The sequence below is a fragment of the Microbacterium sp. M1A1_1b genome, assembly GCF_053345565.1.
The window spans coordinates 426,955-438,807 of sequence record NZ_JBKFAJ010000002.1; the positions used below are offsets into that span (position 1 = coordinate 426,955).

The following is an 11,853-nucleotide window of genomic DNA, read 5'->3' on the forward strand; positions in this document are numbered from 1 at the left end:
TCATCGTGCACGCGGCTGTGCAGGATGGTCGTTCAGTCCGTGGTGGTCCGGCGCTCGACCAGACGGTCGTTGGCCGCCGCGGCCGCGCTGCGCATCCGCGTGAGGAAGTCGATGACCACACGCAGGTCCTGCGGCGGGGTGGCCAGCACGGTCGTGGCGATCTCCGCGCCGGCGAAGGCCAGGAACCGCTGACTCTCGGCGTGCGCCGACGCTGTCGCGCGGAGGGTGATGCGTCGGCGGTCGGCACTCTCGCGGTGTCGTTCGACGTGTCCGGCGCGCTCGAGTCGGTCGAGCAGGATCGAGGTGGCGCCGCTCGTCATCCCGATCCGCCGCGACAGGGCAGCGGGGGACATGGGCGCACCGGCGACCTCGGCCCAGATGACCTGTCCGAGCGCGTTGGCGTCGGACACCGGCAGGCCGATCCAGGACGACAGGTGGTGGTTCAGCTCGGCGAAGGTCACCGCCCAGTCCCGCAGGCCGTGCATGACGGCGACCTGGTCCTCGGCCCAGGGGTGGGTCAGGGGGTCGATCTCGGGCATCCAGGTTCCTTTGCTGCAAAGTCGCTTTACTGTAAAGCATGACAACACCACACGCAGTGATCTCCGGAGCGAGCATCGCAGGTCTGTCCACCGCCTGGTGGCTCCGACACATCGGATGGGACGTGACCGTCGTCGAGCGAGCGCCGGCCTTCCGTGACGGTGGCCAGAACGTCGACGTCCGCGGGGTCGCCCGGGAGGTCCTCGACCGCATGGGCCTGACGGAGGCGATCCGCAGCAGGAACACCACCGAGACCGGCACCGTCCTGGTGGACGCCCACGGACGGGTCACCAGCGAGCTGCCGTCCGACGGACCGGACGGTGCGACCGCGGAGCTCGAGGTCCTGCGTGGCGACTTCGCGCGCGTGGTCCTCGAGGACCTGCCCGCCGGAGTCGCGTTCGTCTACGGCGAGACCATCGACGACGTCGACGACCCCGCGGGAGACGACGGCACCGATCGGGTGACCCTGACGACCACGTCGGGCCGGGTCCTGCACGCCGACCTGTTCGTCATCGCCGAGGGCGTGCGGTCCCGGACCCGTGACCTCGTCTTCGACCAGGCGGACGACGTCGATCCGCGACGGCTCGGTGTGACGATGGCCTTCGGGACGATCCCGCGCACCCCCTCGGACGACGACCGGTGGCGGTGGCACAACGCCGTCGGCGGTCGGCAGGTCCACCTGCGTCCGGACCCCTACGGCACCACGCGGGCGATCCTGGCGTTCACCAGCGGCGAGGGCCTGGCCGGTGCCGCGCGCGACGAGGCCCTGCCGGTGCTCCGCGACCGCTACGCCGGCGCCGGATGGGAGACCGCTCGCGTGCTCGACGGCTTCGCGGCGTCGGACGACGTGTACGTCGACGACCTCACCCAGATCCGGATGCGCCGCTGGCACCGTGGCAGGACGGTCGTCGTGGGTGACGCAGCGTGGTGCGTGACGCCGATGGGCGGCGGGGGCGCCTCGCTCGCGCTGACCGGGGGCTACGTCCTGGCCGCAGCACTGTCGTCGCGCGGCACCGACGTCCCCAGTCGCCTGGACCTCGACGCGGCGTTCGGGGGGTTCGAGCGGTGGATGCGTCCGCTGGTCGACCAGATCCAGGGCATCCCGAAGGGCATCGTCCGGTTCGCCTTCCCGCGGACGCGCCTGGGCCTGGCCGTCCGCGGACTCGCCGACAAGGTGCTGTTGTCGCCGGCCCTCCGGCCCGTGGCCGCCCGGTTCACCCAGGTGGCCGACACGGACGTCCCGCTTCCGGAGATCCACTCCCACGTGGGGTGACGCTGGGGGCGGGGGTCAGCGGCGCAGGGTCGCGCGCGGGTACTCGCCGTGCCGTTCCAGGTAGGCCGCCGAGAACCGGCCGGCGTGTGCGAACCCCCATGCGCGGGCGACGTCGGCGATGCTCGTGGTCGCCGGGTCGCCCTGCCGCAGGGCATCACGGACCCGGTCGAGCCGCACCTGGCGGATGTAGCCGTTCGGGCTCACGCCGAGCTGTCGCTGGAAGGCCTGCTGCAGTGCGCGCAGGCTCAGCGCGGCGACCTCGGCCAGGTCGGTGCTGGTGATCGGTCGGTGCGCGTGCTCGTGCACGTACTCGACCGCGCGACGGATGTGGGCGTTCCGGGGGAGCAGCAGGTCGCCGGGCAGTGACGAGGTCACGAGTGGGTACAGCTCGAGCAGGGCCAGGGCACCGAGTCGTCCCATCTCGGCCTGCAGCAGCGGCGACGCCTGCCGGTCCATGACCGTGTGCGAGATCAGCGCGACGGTGTTCTTCCAGATCGCCATCGCGCGGTCGTCGGGCCGGATGGTGTGGTCGAGGTGCACCTGACCGGCCTGGACCCCGCGTTCGCCGGCGAGTTCCTCGAGCGCGGACCGGTTGACCTGCACCAGTCGCTGGTCGTAGTCCCGGTAGGTGAAGGTCGCACCGTGCTGCGGCCAGAGCTGGGGACGTCCCACCTCGCTGACGATCCGGGTGTCGCCGTCGCCGATCGACCCCGTGCCGCGGGTGACCCACTGCACGACGAAGTCCGTCGTCGGCACCATGACGCCCTCCAGGTGTCCGTCGAACCGGATCGCCCGCAGGGTCATCGCGGAGTCGCCCACGGCCGAGTAGCGGAACCCGAACGGCTGCGCGGTGGTCTCGGCGCGCCACTCGTCGGCGTCGTACGCGCCGACCAGGAAGTCACGGGCCTGCTCGATGTCGTCCGACCGGGTGTCGTCGTGCACCAGCGTGCGGTCGTCAGTCATGGGGCATCGTGCGTCTGACTGTGCCGGACCCGACCTCGATCGGCACGCCCGATGTCCGGGAAGCGTGGCTCGCCTGAGCGCTCTCGCATCGCGGACGTTCCGACCGGCACGGAGCGATGTCCACAATCCGGCTGCCCGGCACCCCGGGACGTCCGCGATCCGAGGCGTCCTGCGCCCGGCCGGACACCCCTGGGACCGACTCGTAGGTTCAGATCGACACTGACGGCATCCGCCGCGACGACCAGGAAGAGGACCATGAGCACCGTGACCGCAGCACCGATCGAGTCCGCCGCAGGGCCCAAGGCCGCGTTCGACGCGGTCGCGATCAGGGCACGACGCGCGCACCACCGCGGCACCTTCAGCGAGGTCCGCGACGCGCATCGCCACCGCGCACTGCAGGTCGCCGCCGTCAGCAGCGGCATCGTCTCGGTCACCGTCCTGGCCTCGGCCGCCGTCGTGCTGGGCCTGTCCGCATGAGCGCCACGCCGAGCACCAGCACCCCGCCGCGCGTCCCGACCGTCCGGTCGTACGACGAGACGCTGACGCAGCCGATCGACATGGCCGCGCTGCTCGCCGAGCAGGAGCCCTTCGATGCCTGACCGCATCGCGCTCGACCAGCTCCGCCGCGACCCGGCCGAGTGGCGTCGCCGGGGACTGACCCCACCCGCCGACCTCGAGGCGATCGTCCGCTCACGCGTGGGCCACGGCGTGCCCGCGGAACCGACCTACGCCGACTTCTTCACCGGGTGACCCCCGGCAGGCAGTCCACCACCACCGCCCGCAGCTCGAGCAACCAGGACCAGGCACCCGCCACCATGACCCTCACGCTGACACCTCCCGCTCCCGAGACCAGCACGCAACGCACTGCGTCGAAGGCGGCGGACGAGCTGTTCACCGAGCACGGTGTCGTGCCCGTCACCATGGCGGACATCGCGACCCGTGCGGGGCTGAGCGTCGAGGAACTGCGCGCGGCGTACCCGACCAAGCAGCTGCTCGTCGTCGCGGTCCTGCGACGGTGGCACGGGGCCTGGCGTCGCGCGCTGGCACACATCGCCGAGGCGTCGGACGACCCCCGTGACGAGATCCTCGGCATCTTCAGCTACCTCGAGGAGTGCTTCGCCGACGAGGGCTGGCGGGGCTGTGCGTTCATCAACGGCCACGCCGAGCTCGGTCGTCAGGACCCGGTGATCGCCGACCTGGCGGCGGAGCACTTCCGCGACGTCGAACACCACCTGGCGCTGCTGTGCGCCCGTGCCGACCTGCCCGCCCACATCGCCGAGACGCTGTCGCTGCTGGTCGAGGGCGCCCGGGTCGAGTCCGCGGTGCAGGGCTCGGCGAAGCCGGCCCGGTCCGCGCGCCTGGGTGCCGCGATGCTGATGTCGGTCTTCGAGGAGCGGTCCGCGTTCTGACCCACACACGCACATGACGAACGGGAGGCCCGGTGCCAGCTGGCACCGGGCCTCCCGTTCGTCGTGTGGTCGCGCGCCCGGATCAGGAGGGCGCGCGACCGGTGGTCACGCCAGCTCGCGCCGGCGGGCCAGCCGCACGATCGCACCGGCGACGACGCCGCCGATGATCGGCGCGACGATGAACACCCAGAGCTGCTCCAGGGGAGCAGCGCCGCCGTAGACCGCGCTCGCAATCGAACGGGCCGGGTTCACCGACGTGTTGCTGATCGGGATGCTGACCAGGTGGATCAGGGTCAGCGTCAGCCCGATGCCGATCGGCGCCAGCGCCTGGTACTCGCGCTTCGCGGTCACCGAGAGGATCACCGCGACGAAGACGCCGGTCAGGACGGCCTCGGTCAGGAACACCGCACCCAGGCCGTAGCCACCGGGGCTGTGGGCGCCGAAGCCGTTCGACGCGAAGCCGGCGTCCTGCGCGGCCGCGAAGGCCCCGCGCTTGCCGGACAGCACGATGGCGATGACGCTCGTGCCGGCCAGGCCACCCAGGACCTGGGAGACCAGGTAGCCGGGGACGTGCTTGGCGTCGGTGCGACCTGCGGCGAGCAGCCCCAGGGTGACCGCCGGGTTGAAGTGGCCGCCGGAGATGTGCCCGACGGCGGCGATGCCGGCCATGACGGTCAGGCCGAACGCCAGCGCGACGCCGAGGAACCCGACACCGGAGGAGTTGTTCGCATCGCTCGGGAAGTTCGCGGCGAAGAGCGCCGTGCCCACGCCGCCCAGGACGAGCAGGAACGTGCCGAAGAACTCGGACAGGTACCGGGCGAGTGGGCTCCAGTCGGCGGCGTCCTCACGCCGCTGCTCGGAGGTGGACTCGCTGACGGGTTCGTTGCGCGGGCTCATTCGACGCGCGACTCCTGCTTGTCGTCGTTGTCGTCGTCGTCGTCGTCACCCGGGATGTAGACGTCCTGGATGGTGACGTTGACCTCGGCGACCTCCATGCCGACGATCTGCTGGAGCGCACGCGTCACCGAGCTGCGGACACCGTCGGCGACCTGCTGCAGCGCGACGGGGTACTCGGCGACGATGGTGATGTCCGCGGCGACCTGCTTCTCGCCGACCTCGACCTTGACGCCCTGGCCGTGGTCGTGCTGGCCGATGGCGTCGCGGATGGCGCCGATGGCACGGGCTGCGCCGGAGCCGAGGCCGTGCACGCCGTTGACCTCGCGGGCGGCGATGCCGGCGACCTTCTCGACGACGGTCTCGTCGATGTGGGTCGCTCCGGCGACGCCGTTCGAGCCGGCGTGCTGGCCGCTGCGCGTGGCAGCGGCGGTGCTCGGGGTGGTGGTCGTGGTGTCAGCCATGTCGTTTCCTCTCGTTGATCCGCCGGGCGTTCCCAGCGGTTGCTGTTCACGAGGGAGACGGGGCGAGGTCGACGGAAGTCACACGGTCGTGGACTCTTCGAGGGTTCTCCCAGAGAAGCGCGCCGGATCGGCCGCCGTTGTCCCCCGATGGCGCACGCGTCCGCGGGAACCGGCTGGCGCGTTGCGGGTCAGAGCACGGCCTTCGGGACCCGGTGCAGCGTCACCGACCCGACCGCGGCGAACGGGTGCAGCGGGTCGGGTGCGACCGATCCCGTGGGGCCGCCGAGCTTCGAGTCACCGACGGCGCTGAGCACCGCGTACGCGTCCTCGGCGCTCCACCCGTGCTCGTCGACCAGGAACGCGAAGGCGTCCTCGTACCCGCGACGGACGCTCTCCTGCACGGGGTCGCCGAGCCCGACGAACAGCCAGGCGTCCTCGGTCTCGATGCGCGGCGCCCGGAGCGTCGGACCGCCCTTGACCAGGTCGACGGAGACGATGGCGGTGCCCTGGGCCTCGATCGCGACGAAGGACGACTCGCCCTCCGCCATGAGCGCGTGGATGTCCCCGATGGACAGCAGCGCACCGGGGACCCGGACCGGCAGCGACACCGTCGAGCCGGGGCGGGCCTCGGTGACGTCCATGTTGCCGCCCTCCGGGTACGCCGGCATGATCGTCGAGTTCTCGCCTGCGGCCGGAGCGGTCCCGATGCACCCGATCATCGGACGCACGGGGAAGGCGTGGCGGTCGGTGACGTGCACGAACCCGTCCTCGATCGGGCAGCGGCGCGCGAACACCTCGTCGCCCATCCGGTGCTGCAGCGCGCCCGACCCCGGCAGCGACACGGACCAGCCGTGGGTGGTGAGCTCGATCGCGTGGATCGTCACCAGCAGGGTGTCGCCCGGTTCGGCCCCCTCGACGGACACGGGGCCGGTGACCGGGTTGATCGGCGCCCGCAGCTGCGCCATGTCGTGGTGCTCGTCGAGTTCGGCGTAGACCGCGTCGGTCGTCTCGAAGCCGATCGTCTCGCCGGTGCCGGGCGTCACGCGCAGCACGGGCCGGCGATCGGCGGCGAAGCCCGGCCGGCCGAGCGTGTTCGGCAGGAAGTGGTCGGGGGTCATGCGACGTCTCCCTCGGCGCCGACCTCGGTGGACCGGCCGGTGCGGCGGTAGTACAGGAACACGCCGGCACCGACGACCAACCAGATGATGCCGCCGACCTTGGCCTCGACCGCGGCGTTGAGCAGCACGTACCCGATGATCAGGAACCCGATGAGCGGCACGACCAGGTGCAGCAGCCAGTTGCGCGAGCGGCCCTTGACGATGTGGTGCACGAACACGGACACGTGCAGCAGCATGAACCCGAACAGGGCGCCGAAGTTGACCAGGGACGAGATCGTGTCGATCTGGCCGACGAAGAACAGCACGAGGACCGCCGACAGCACCGACACGACGATGATCGCGTTCTGCGGGACCTTCCGCCCGTTCAGCCGGTGCAGGAAGGCTGGCAGCTGGCGGTCACGGCTCATCGAGAAGAGCAGCCGGCTGGTGGCGGCCTGCGCGGCCATGGCGTTCGCGATGCCGACGGCCAGCACGTTGACGGCGAAGAAGGCCGTCGCCCACCCGCTCGAGGACGCCTGCTGCACGATGGTGAAGAACGCGTTGCCGGCCTCGCTGTCCGAGAACGACGCGCGGCCGCCGGCCAGGGCGCTGGCCAGCCAGGTCTGCACGACGAACAGGAACGCCACGATCACGAGCGCCAGGATCATCGCCGTGCCCGCACCGCCGCGGCGTCCGGTCGACTCCTCGGACAGGGTCGAGATGCCGTCGAAGCCCAGGAAGCTCAGCACGGCGATCGACAGGGCCGAGGCGATGAGCGGCGCGGACACCTTGGCCGGGTCCCAGACCTGGTCGGTGCTGAACGACGCGTCCGGGACGGTGCCGCCGGTCAGGGCCGTGACGGCGATGACGACGAAGACCACCACGAAGACGAGCTCGATGAGCAGGAAGATGCGGTTCGCCAGCTTGAGCGAGGACACCCCGAGCAGGTTGATCACGGTGTTGATCGCCACGAACACCAGCGCCCACAGCCACCGCGGGGTGCCCGGGAAGATCCCGACCATGCTCTCGGCCGCGAACACGTACAGCAGCGTCGGGACGAGCAGGTAGTCGAGCAGGATCGCCCAGCCGGCGAAGAAGCCCGCGGTGGGGTGGATGCCCCGGCCGACGTACGAGAACACGCTGCCGGCCAACGGGATCGACTTCGCCATCTGCGCGTAGGCCAGCGCGGTGAAGATCATCGCGACGAGGCCGACCAGGTAGACCAGCGGCACCATCCCCGAGGACGCGTTGTAGACGGTGCCGAAGATCGCCCACGGGGCGATCGGCACCATGAAGACCAGCCCGTAGATCAGCAGGTCGGTGGTGGAGACGGAGCGCTTGAGCTCCTGTTTGTAGCCGTACGCCTCGAGCTGCTGCTGCGCGGAGAGCTCGGTGTGCTGCTGCGACATGTCGGGTTCCGTTTCGTGGGAGGGACGGTGCTGGGGTGGGGGTGGGACGGGACGGACGGGAGGCTCGTGGCGGGGTCCGGCAGGGGCCTCCAGGCCGGTGGGGTGGTCGGCTCAGTCGTCGTGCGCGGCCAGGAAGGCCGCGACGACCCGGCGGAACTCCGCCGGCTGTTCCAGGTGCGAGCAGTGGCTCGCGCCGGCGAAGACGTGCTGGCGCACGTCGGCGATGCGCTCGACGAAGGGCGCCCACGTGGCGGGGGTGGCCTCGTCGTGCTCGCCGGCGACCACCAGGGTGGGGACCGTGACGGCGTCGAGCCGGTCGATGACCGTCCAGTCCCGCATCGTGCCGATGACGTGGAACTCGTTGGGGCCGTTCATGGTGTGGTAGACCGTCGGCTCGGCCTCCATCTGGGTCTCCGAGTCGACGAAGTCCTGCGGCATCGGGACGACACGGCACACGTGGCGCTCGTAGAAGACCTGCGTCGCGGCCAGGTACTCCGGGTCGTCGGTGGTGCCGGCGTCCTCGTGCCGGGTCAGGGCGTCCTGCACGTCGGCGGGCAGCTGCGCGCGGAGCTCGGCGGCCCCGTCGACCCAGAGCTGCATCGACGCGGGGGAGTTGCAGATCGCCAGGCTGCGCAGGTGTGCGGGCTGACGCACCGCGATCTCGGCGCCGAGCATGCCGCCCCACGACTGTCCGAGCACGTGGTGGTCCCCGAGCCCCAGGTGGGCCGCGAGCGCGGTGTACTCGTCGACGAACAGCTGCGGGGTCCAGAAGTCCGTCGGCGCGTCCGGGCGGTGACTCGACCGGCCGCAGCCGAACTGGTCGTGGTGGATGACGGTGCGGCCCGTCTCGTCGGCCAGGGCCGCCAGGTTGCGCAGGTAGTCGTGCGCCATCCCGGGGCCGCCGTGCAGGACGACCAGGGGCAGGGCGCCGGGCGTGGGGACGTCGGGCTCGGTGATCCGGTACCAGGTCTCGCCGTCCTGGAAGGGCATGGTCGCTTCGGTGGTGCTGGGCATGCGGGTCAGCATGGACCCGGAAAAGGTCCCAGGCAAGACCTTTTCACCTGCTTTAACCTGGCCGTAACAGGGGAAGGCGGGTGCGGGTGTCCGATCGAGGGACCGAGACGCGGGTCGACGAGGTCGAGGACCGGCTGGTCACCGCCGTCGCCGTGGGCGAGTACCTGCCCGGCGCCGGGCTGCCCCCGGAGCGGGAACTCGCGGCGCTGCTGGGCGTCGCACGCGTCACCGTGCGCGGGGCACTCGCGCGGCTGGTCGACCGCGGACTGCTCGAGACCCGCCGGGGTCGCGGCGGCGGGACCTTCGTGCGGACGCAGTGGCCCGACTCGTCGTCCCAGGCGGTCGGCCGCGTGCTGCTGGCGCGGTGGGCCGGCATCCAGGACACCGCCGACGCGATCGCGTTGCTGCACGGGGCCCTGGCGACGGCCGCAGCCGAGCGTGCGACGGCGGTGGACGCCGGGACCATCCGGGCGCACCTGGCCTCGTTCCGTGATGCGGCGTCCGGGCTCGAGAAGCAGCAGGCCGACGCGTTGCTGCACCGGGCGATCATCGACGCGGCGCGCAACGACGCCCTGCGCACGGCGCTCGCCACGTTGGAGTCGCAGATCTCGATCGCAGCGCCGGCGCACCTGTGGGGGACGGTCGACGGCATGGCCGACATGGAGCAGCGTGCGCTGCGCGAGCACGAGGAACTCGTCGACGCCGTGTGCGACGGGCGGGCGGCCGAGGCGGGCGTGATCGCGCGTCGGCACGTCGGGATCGACGTCGAGTTGCTGGAGCGCGCGATGCTCCGGGCCGGGCAGGTGCCGCAGGGCTAGCAGCGCTGCGCCGTGCGTGCTGCCCGCCGCCCGCTGCCGAGACTCGGCCAGGCGGACAGTTTCCGGCATACGGACGCCGAAAACTGTCCGCCGGGGCGAGTCCCGGCAGCACGCTCGCGCTGCTGCGCGGCCATGGGTAGGGTGTCGAGCATGCAGTGCCGCTGAACCGTCTCCGATCCCCACCCGCGCCGACTCCCGGCGCTCTTCGAGAGGTTCACCATGTCCGCACACCTGCCCCTGTTCGGCAAGACCGCCCTGGTCACCGGCGTTTCACGGCGCCGCGGCATCGGGTTCGCCGTCGCCACCGAGCTCGCCACCCTCGGGGCGAACGTCGTCATCCACCACCACCGGCCGCACGACCTCGACCTGCCGTGGGGTGTTGACGACCTGGACGCGGTCCGGGACGGCGTGCGCGGCGCACTGGTCGAGGGTGCCCGGTTCGCGGACGTGTCCGCCGACCTGTCCGATCCCTCGACCGTGCCCGAGGTCATCTCGGCCGCGGCGGCACTCACCGGCGCGATCGACGTGCTGGTGTGCAACCACGCCAAGAGCGGGGACGACGGCAGCATCCTCGACATGACGCCCGAGCGGCTCACCGCGTTCTGGGAGGTCAACACGCGCGCGACGATGCTGCTGACCGCTGAGTTCGCTCGACGTCGCGCACCCGTCGCCGAGGAACCCCGACGCCCGGGGGACCGGATCGCGGGGAACGGCCCGTACGCCGAGGCCCAGGGGCACGTGTTCTGGATGACCTCGGGCCAGATCCACGGCGCGATGCGCGGTGAGGTGGCCTACGCGGCGAGCAAGGCCGCCCTGGCCGGGGTGACCGCCACGGTCGCCGCGGAACTGCTCGAGCTCGGGATCGTGCTCAACACGATCAACCCCGGACCGGTGAACACGGGCTACATGGACCCCGAGACCACCGACCGGTCGCTCGAGGACCTGGAATCGTACGTCGCGAGCACCCCGTTCGGGCGGGTCGGGCGGCCCCAGGACCCGGCAGCGCTCATCGGCTGGTTGGCGACGTCGCGCGGCAGCTGGGTCGTCGGGCAGGTGCTGACCTCGGACGGCGGGTTCGGACTGTGAGCGCGGACGCCGACCGTGACGTGCTCGAGCTGCTCGAGTACGCGGCGGCGCGTCTCGTCGAGCGGATGGTGGGGCTGACCGACGACGAGTGGTCGTGGACGCCGGTACCGGGCGATCCCGACGTCTCGATCCGGTGGCGGCTCGACCACGTCACGGCCACGCTCACCGACGAGCGGGACCGGACGTGGCTGGGCGTGCCGGCGCGCGCCGAGGGCGACCCGTCCCGGCCCGTGTCCTCGGCAGCTGCAGCGCGGGCGGCGCTCGGCGACGCGATCGCCGCGTTCACCGACCTGGTGCGCGAGCGGGCGGGCACGCTCGGTGAGCCGATCGGCGCCGTCGCCGGACCGTACGGTGATGCGACCCGGCGGTCGTTCGTGCTGCACGTCGTCGACGAGCTCGTCCACCACGGTGCCGAGGCGGCGCTGCTGCGGGACCTGTACGCGGGTGGTGCTGCCGGGCAGCCGTCGACCTGATCCGTGTCCGTCGGCCCCGGGTGTGTTCCGTGGGGGTCAGGGCCGGGCTGGATCGTCGTCGTCCTGGCCGTCGGCGAACGCGTACGAGCCACCGTCGAGCGTGCGCACGAGCAGTCCCAGGTCGACGCCGTCGCGCCGGATGGTCGACACGTCGGCCGCGAACATGGCGATCGCGGCGTTCAGCACGGCTTCGGGGACGTTCGTGCGTCGCCCCAGCCGCTGCGCCACGGTGTCGAGGACCTCGGTGCAGACGCGGTGCCGGGCGGGCTCGTTGACGGTCAGCGGGTCGATGCGCTCGAACTGCAGGAGCGCCGAGGGGTCGAGCAGGTCACGCAGGCCGGCGGCGGTGTCGCTTGCTCATGGTGACCATGATGGCCCGGGTCGCAGCCGCCGCGCGGACCGGGGGACGGCACGAG

The 11,853-nt window shown here is 71.8% G+C and carries 16 protein-coding genes; 8 read left to right on the plus strand and 8 right to left on the minus strand.

Annotation, left to right across the window (positions count from 1 at the left end; translation table 11 throughout):
• Positions 1-32 precede the first annotated feature (32 nt).
• Positions 33-539 carry a MarR family winged helix-turn-helix transcriptional regulator gene (locus tag ACLBWP_RS06620; protein WP_447654571.1) on the minus strand — a complete coding sequence of 169 codons (507 nt, stop codon included), beginning with the start codon at positions 537-539 and terminating at the stop codon, positions 33-35.
• 38 nt (positions 540-577) lie between these two features.
• Between ACLBWP_RS06620 and ACLBWP_RS06625 the strand changes: the two genes are divergently transcribed.
• Positions 578-1,810, plus strand: coding sequence for an FAD-dependent monooxygenase (locus tag ACLBWP_RS06625; RefSeq protein ID WP_447654572.1), 1,233 nt, complete (start codon positions 578-580; stop codon positions 1,808-1,810).
• A 15-nt stretch (positions 1,811-1,825) separates the two neighbouring features.
• On the opposite strand, the gene ACLBWP_RS06630 is transcribed toward ACLBWP_RS06625, so the two are convergent.
• A complete protein-coding gene (locus ACLBWP_RS06630; protein WP_447654573.1) occupies positions 1,826-2,773 on the minus strand; it encodes a helix-turn-helix transcriptional regulator in 948 nt (315 codons plus the stop codon).
• A 255-nt stretch (positions 2,774-3,028) separates the two neighbouring features.
• On the opposite strand from ACLBWP_RS06630, the gene ACLBWP_RS06635 reads away from it, so the two are divergent.
• The 4 genes from ACLBWP_RS06635 (at position 3,029) to ACLBWP_RS06650 (ending at position 4,182) form a co-directional block, all read left to right on the plus strand.
• Positions 3,029-3,250, plus strand: coding sequence for a hypothetical protein (locus ACLBWP_RS06635; RefSeq protein WP_243563143.1), 222 nt, complete (start codon positions 3,029-3,031; stop codon positions 3,248-3,250).
• A complete protein-coding gene (locus ACLBWP_RS06640; protein WP_279396958.1) occupies positions 3,247-3,372 on the plus strand; it encodes a hypothetical protein in 126 nt (41 codons plus the stop codon). The genes ACLBWP_RS06635 and ACLBWP_RS06640 overlap by 4 nt, the downstream gene beginning before the upstream one ends.
• Complete coding sequence (locus tag ACLBWP_RS06645; protein ID WP_243563144.1) at positions 3,365-3,523, plus strand: hypothetical protein; 159 nt, start codon at positions 3,365-3,367, stop codon at positions 3,521-3,523. The genes ACLBWP_RS06640 and ACLBWP_RS06645 overlap by 8 nt, the downstream gene beginning before the upstream one ends.
• Before the next feature lie 65 nt (positions 3,524-3,588).
• Positions 3,589-4,182, plus strand: a complete 594-nt coding sequence (locus ACLBWP_RS06650; protein WP_447654574.1) for a TetR/AcrR family transcriptional regulator — start codon at positions 3,589-3,591, stop codon at positions 4,180-4,182.
• A 105-nt stretch (positions 4,183-4,287) separates the two neighbouring features.
• On the opposite strand, the gene aqpZ is transcribed toward ACLBWP_RS06650, so the two are convergent.
• The 5 genes from aqpZ to ACLBWP_RS06675 form a co-directional block, all read right to left on the minus strand.
• Entirely contained in the window at positions 4,288-5,079 is a 792-nt protein-coding gene (aqpZ, locus tag ACLBWP_RS06655) for an aquaporin Z (protein ID WP_447654575.1), read from the minus strand.
• Positions 5,076-5,540: an Asp23/Gls24 family envelope stress response protein gene (locus ACLBWP_RS06660; RefSeq protein WP_447654576.1), complete on the minus strand. Its 465-nt coding sequence runs from the start codon at positions 5,538-5,540 to the stop codon at positions 5,076-5,078. Before ACLBWP_RS06660 ends, aqpZ begins: the two co-directional genes overlap by 4 nt.
• A gap of 188 nt (positions 5,541-5,728) precedes the next feature.
• Positions 5,729-6,658 carry an acetamidase/formamidase family protein gene (locus ACLBWP_RS06665; protein ID WP_447654577.1) on the minus strand — a complete coding sequence of 310 codons (930 nt, stop codon included), beginning with the start codon at positions 6,656-6,658 and terminating at the stop codon, positions 5,729-5,731.
• Positions 6,655-8,046, minus strand: a complete 1,392-nt coding sequence (locus ACLBWP_RS06670) for an APC family permease (protein ID WP_447654578.1) — start codon at positions 8,044-8,046, stop codon at positions 6,655-6,657. The genes ACLBWP_RS06665 and ACLBWP_RS06670 overlap by 4 nt, the downstream gene beginning before the upstream one ends.
• 111 nt (positions 8,047-8,157) lie before the next feature.
• Positions 8,158-9,060 carry a proline iminopeptidase-family hydrolase gene (locus ACLBWP_RS06675; RefSeq protein ID WP_447654579.1) on the minus strand — a complete coding sequence of 301 codons (903 nt, stop codon included), beginning with the start codon at positions 9,058-9,060 and terminating at the stop codon, positions 8,158-8,160.
• Between the two features lie 86 nt (positions 9,061-9,146).
• Here ACLBWP_RS06675 and ACLBWP_RS06680 point away from each other — a divergent pair, with 86 nt between their 5' ends.
• From ACLBWP_RS06680 to ACLBWP_RS06690, 3 genes are all read left to right on the plus strand, one after another.
• On the plus strand, positions 9,147-9,878 hold the full coding sequence (locus ACLBWP_RS06680; protein WP_447654580.1) for a FadR/GntR family transcriptional regulator: 732 nt from the start codon (positions 9,147-9,149) through the stop codon (positions 9,876-9,878).
• Between the two features lie 219 nt (positions 9,879-10,097).
• Positions 10,098-10,964: an SDR family oxidoreductase gene (locus tag ACLBWP_RS06685; protein WP_447654581.1), complete on the plus strand. Its 867-nt coding sequence runs from the start codon at positions 10,098-10,100 to the stop codon at positions 10,962-10,964.
• Positions 10,961-11,437 (plus strand): DinB family protein, encoded by a 477-nt coding sequence (locus tag ACLBWP_RS06690; RefSeq protein ID WP_447654582.1) that lies wholly within the window; start codon positions 10,961-10,963, stop codon positions 11,435-11,437. Before ACLBWP_RS06685 ends, ACLBWP_RS06690 begins: the two co-directional genes overlap by 4 nt.
• A 36-nt stretch (positions 11,438-11,473) precedes the next feature.
• Here ACLBWP_RS06690 and ACLBWP_RS06695 read toward each other — a convergent pair whose 3' ends face one another.
• Positions 11,474-11,773, minus strand: a complete 300-nt coding sequence (locus ACLBWP_RS06695) for a DUF2087 domain-containing protein (protein ID WP_447654843.1) — start codon at positions 11,771-11,773, stop codon at positions 11,474-11,476.
• Positions 11,774-11,853: the final 80 nt, after the last annotated feature.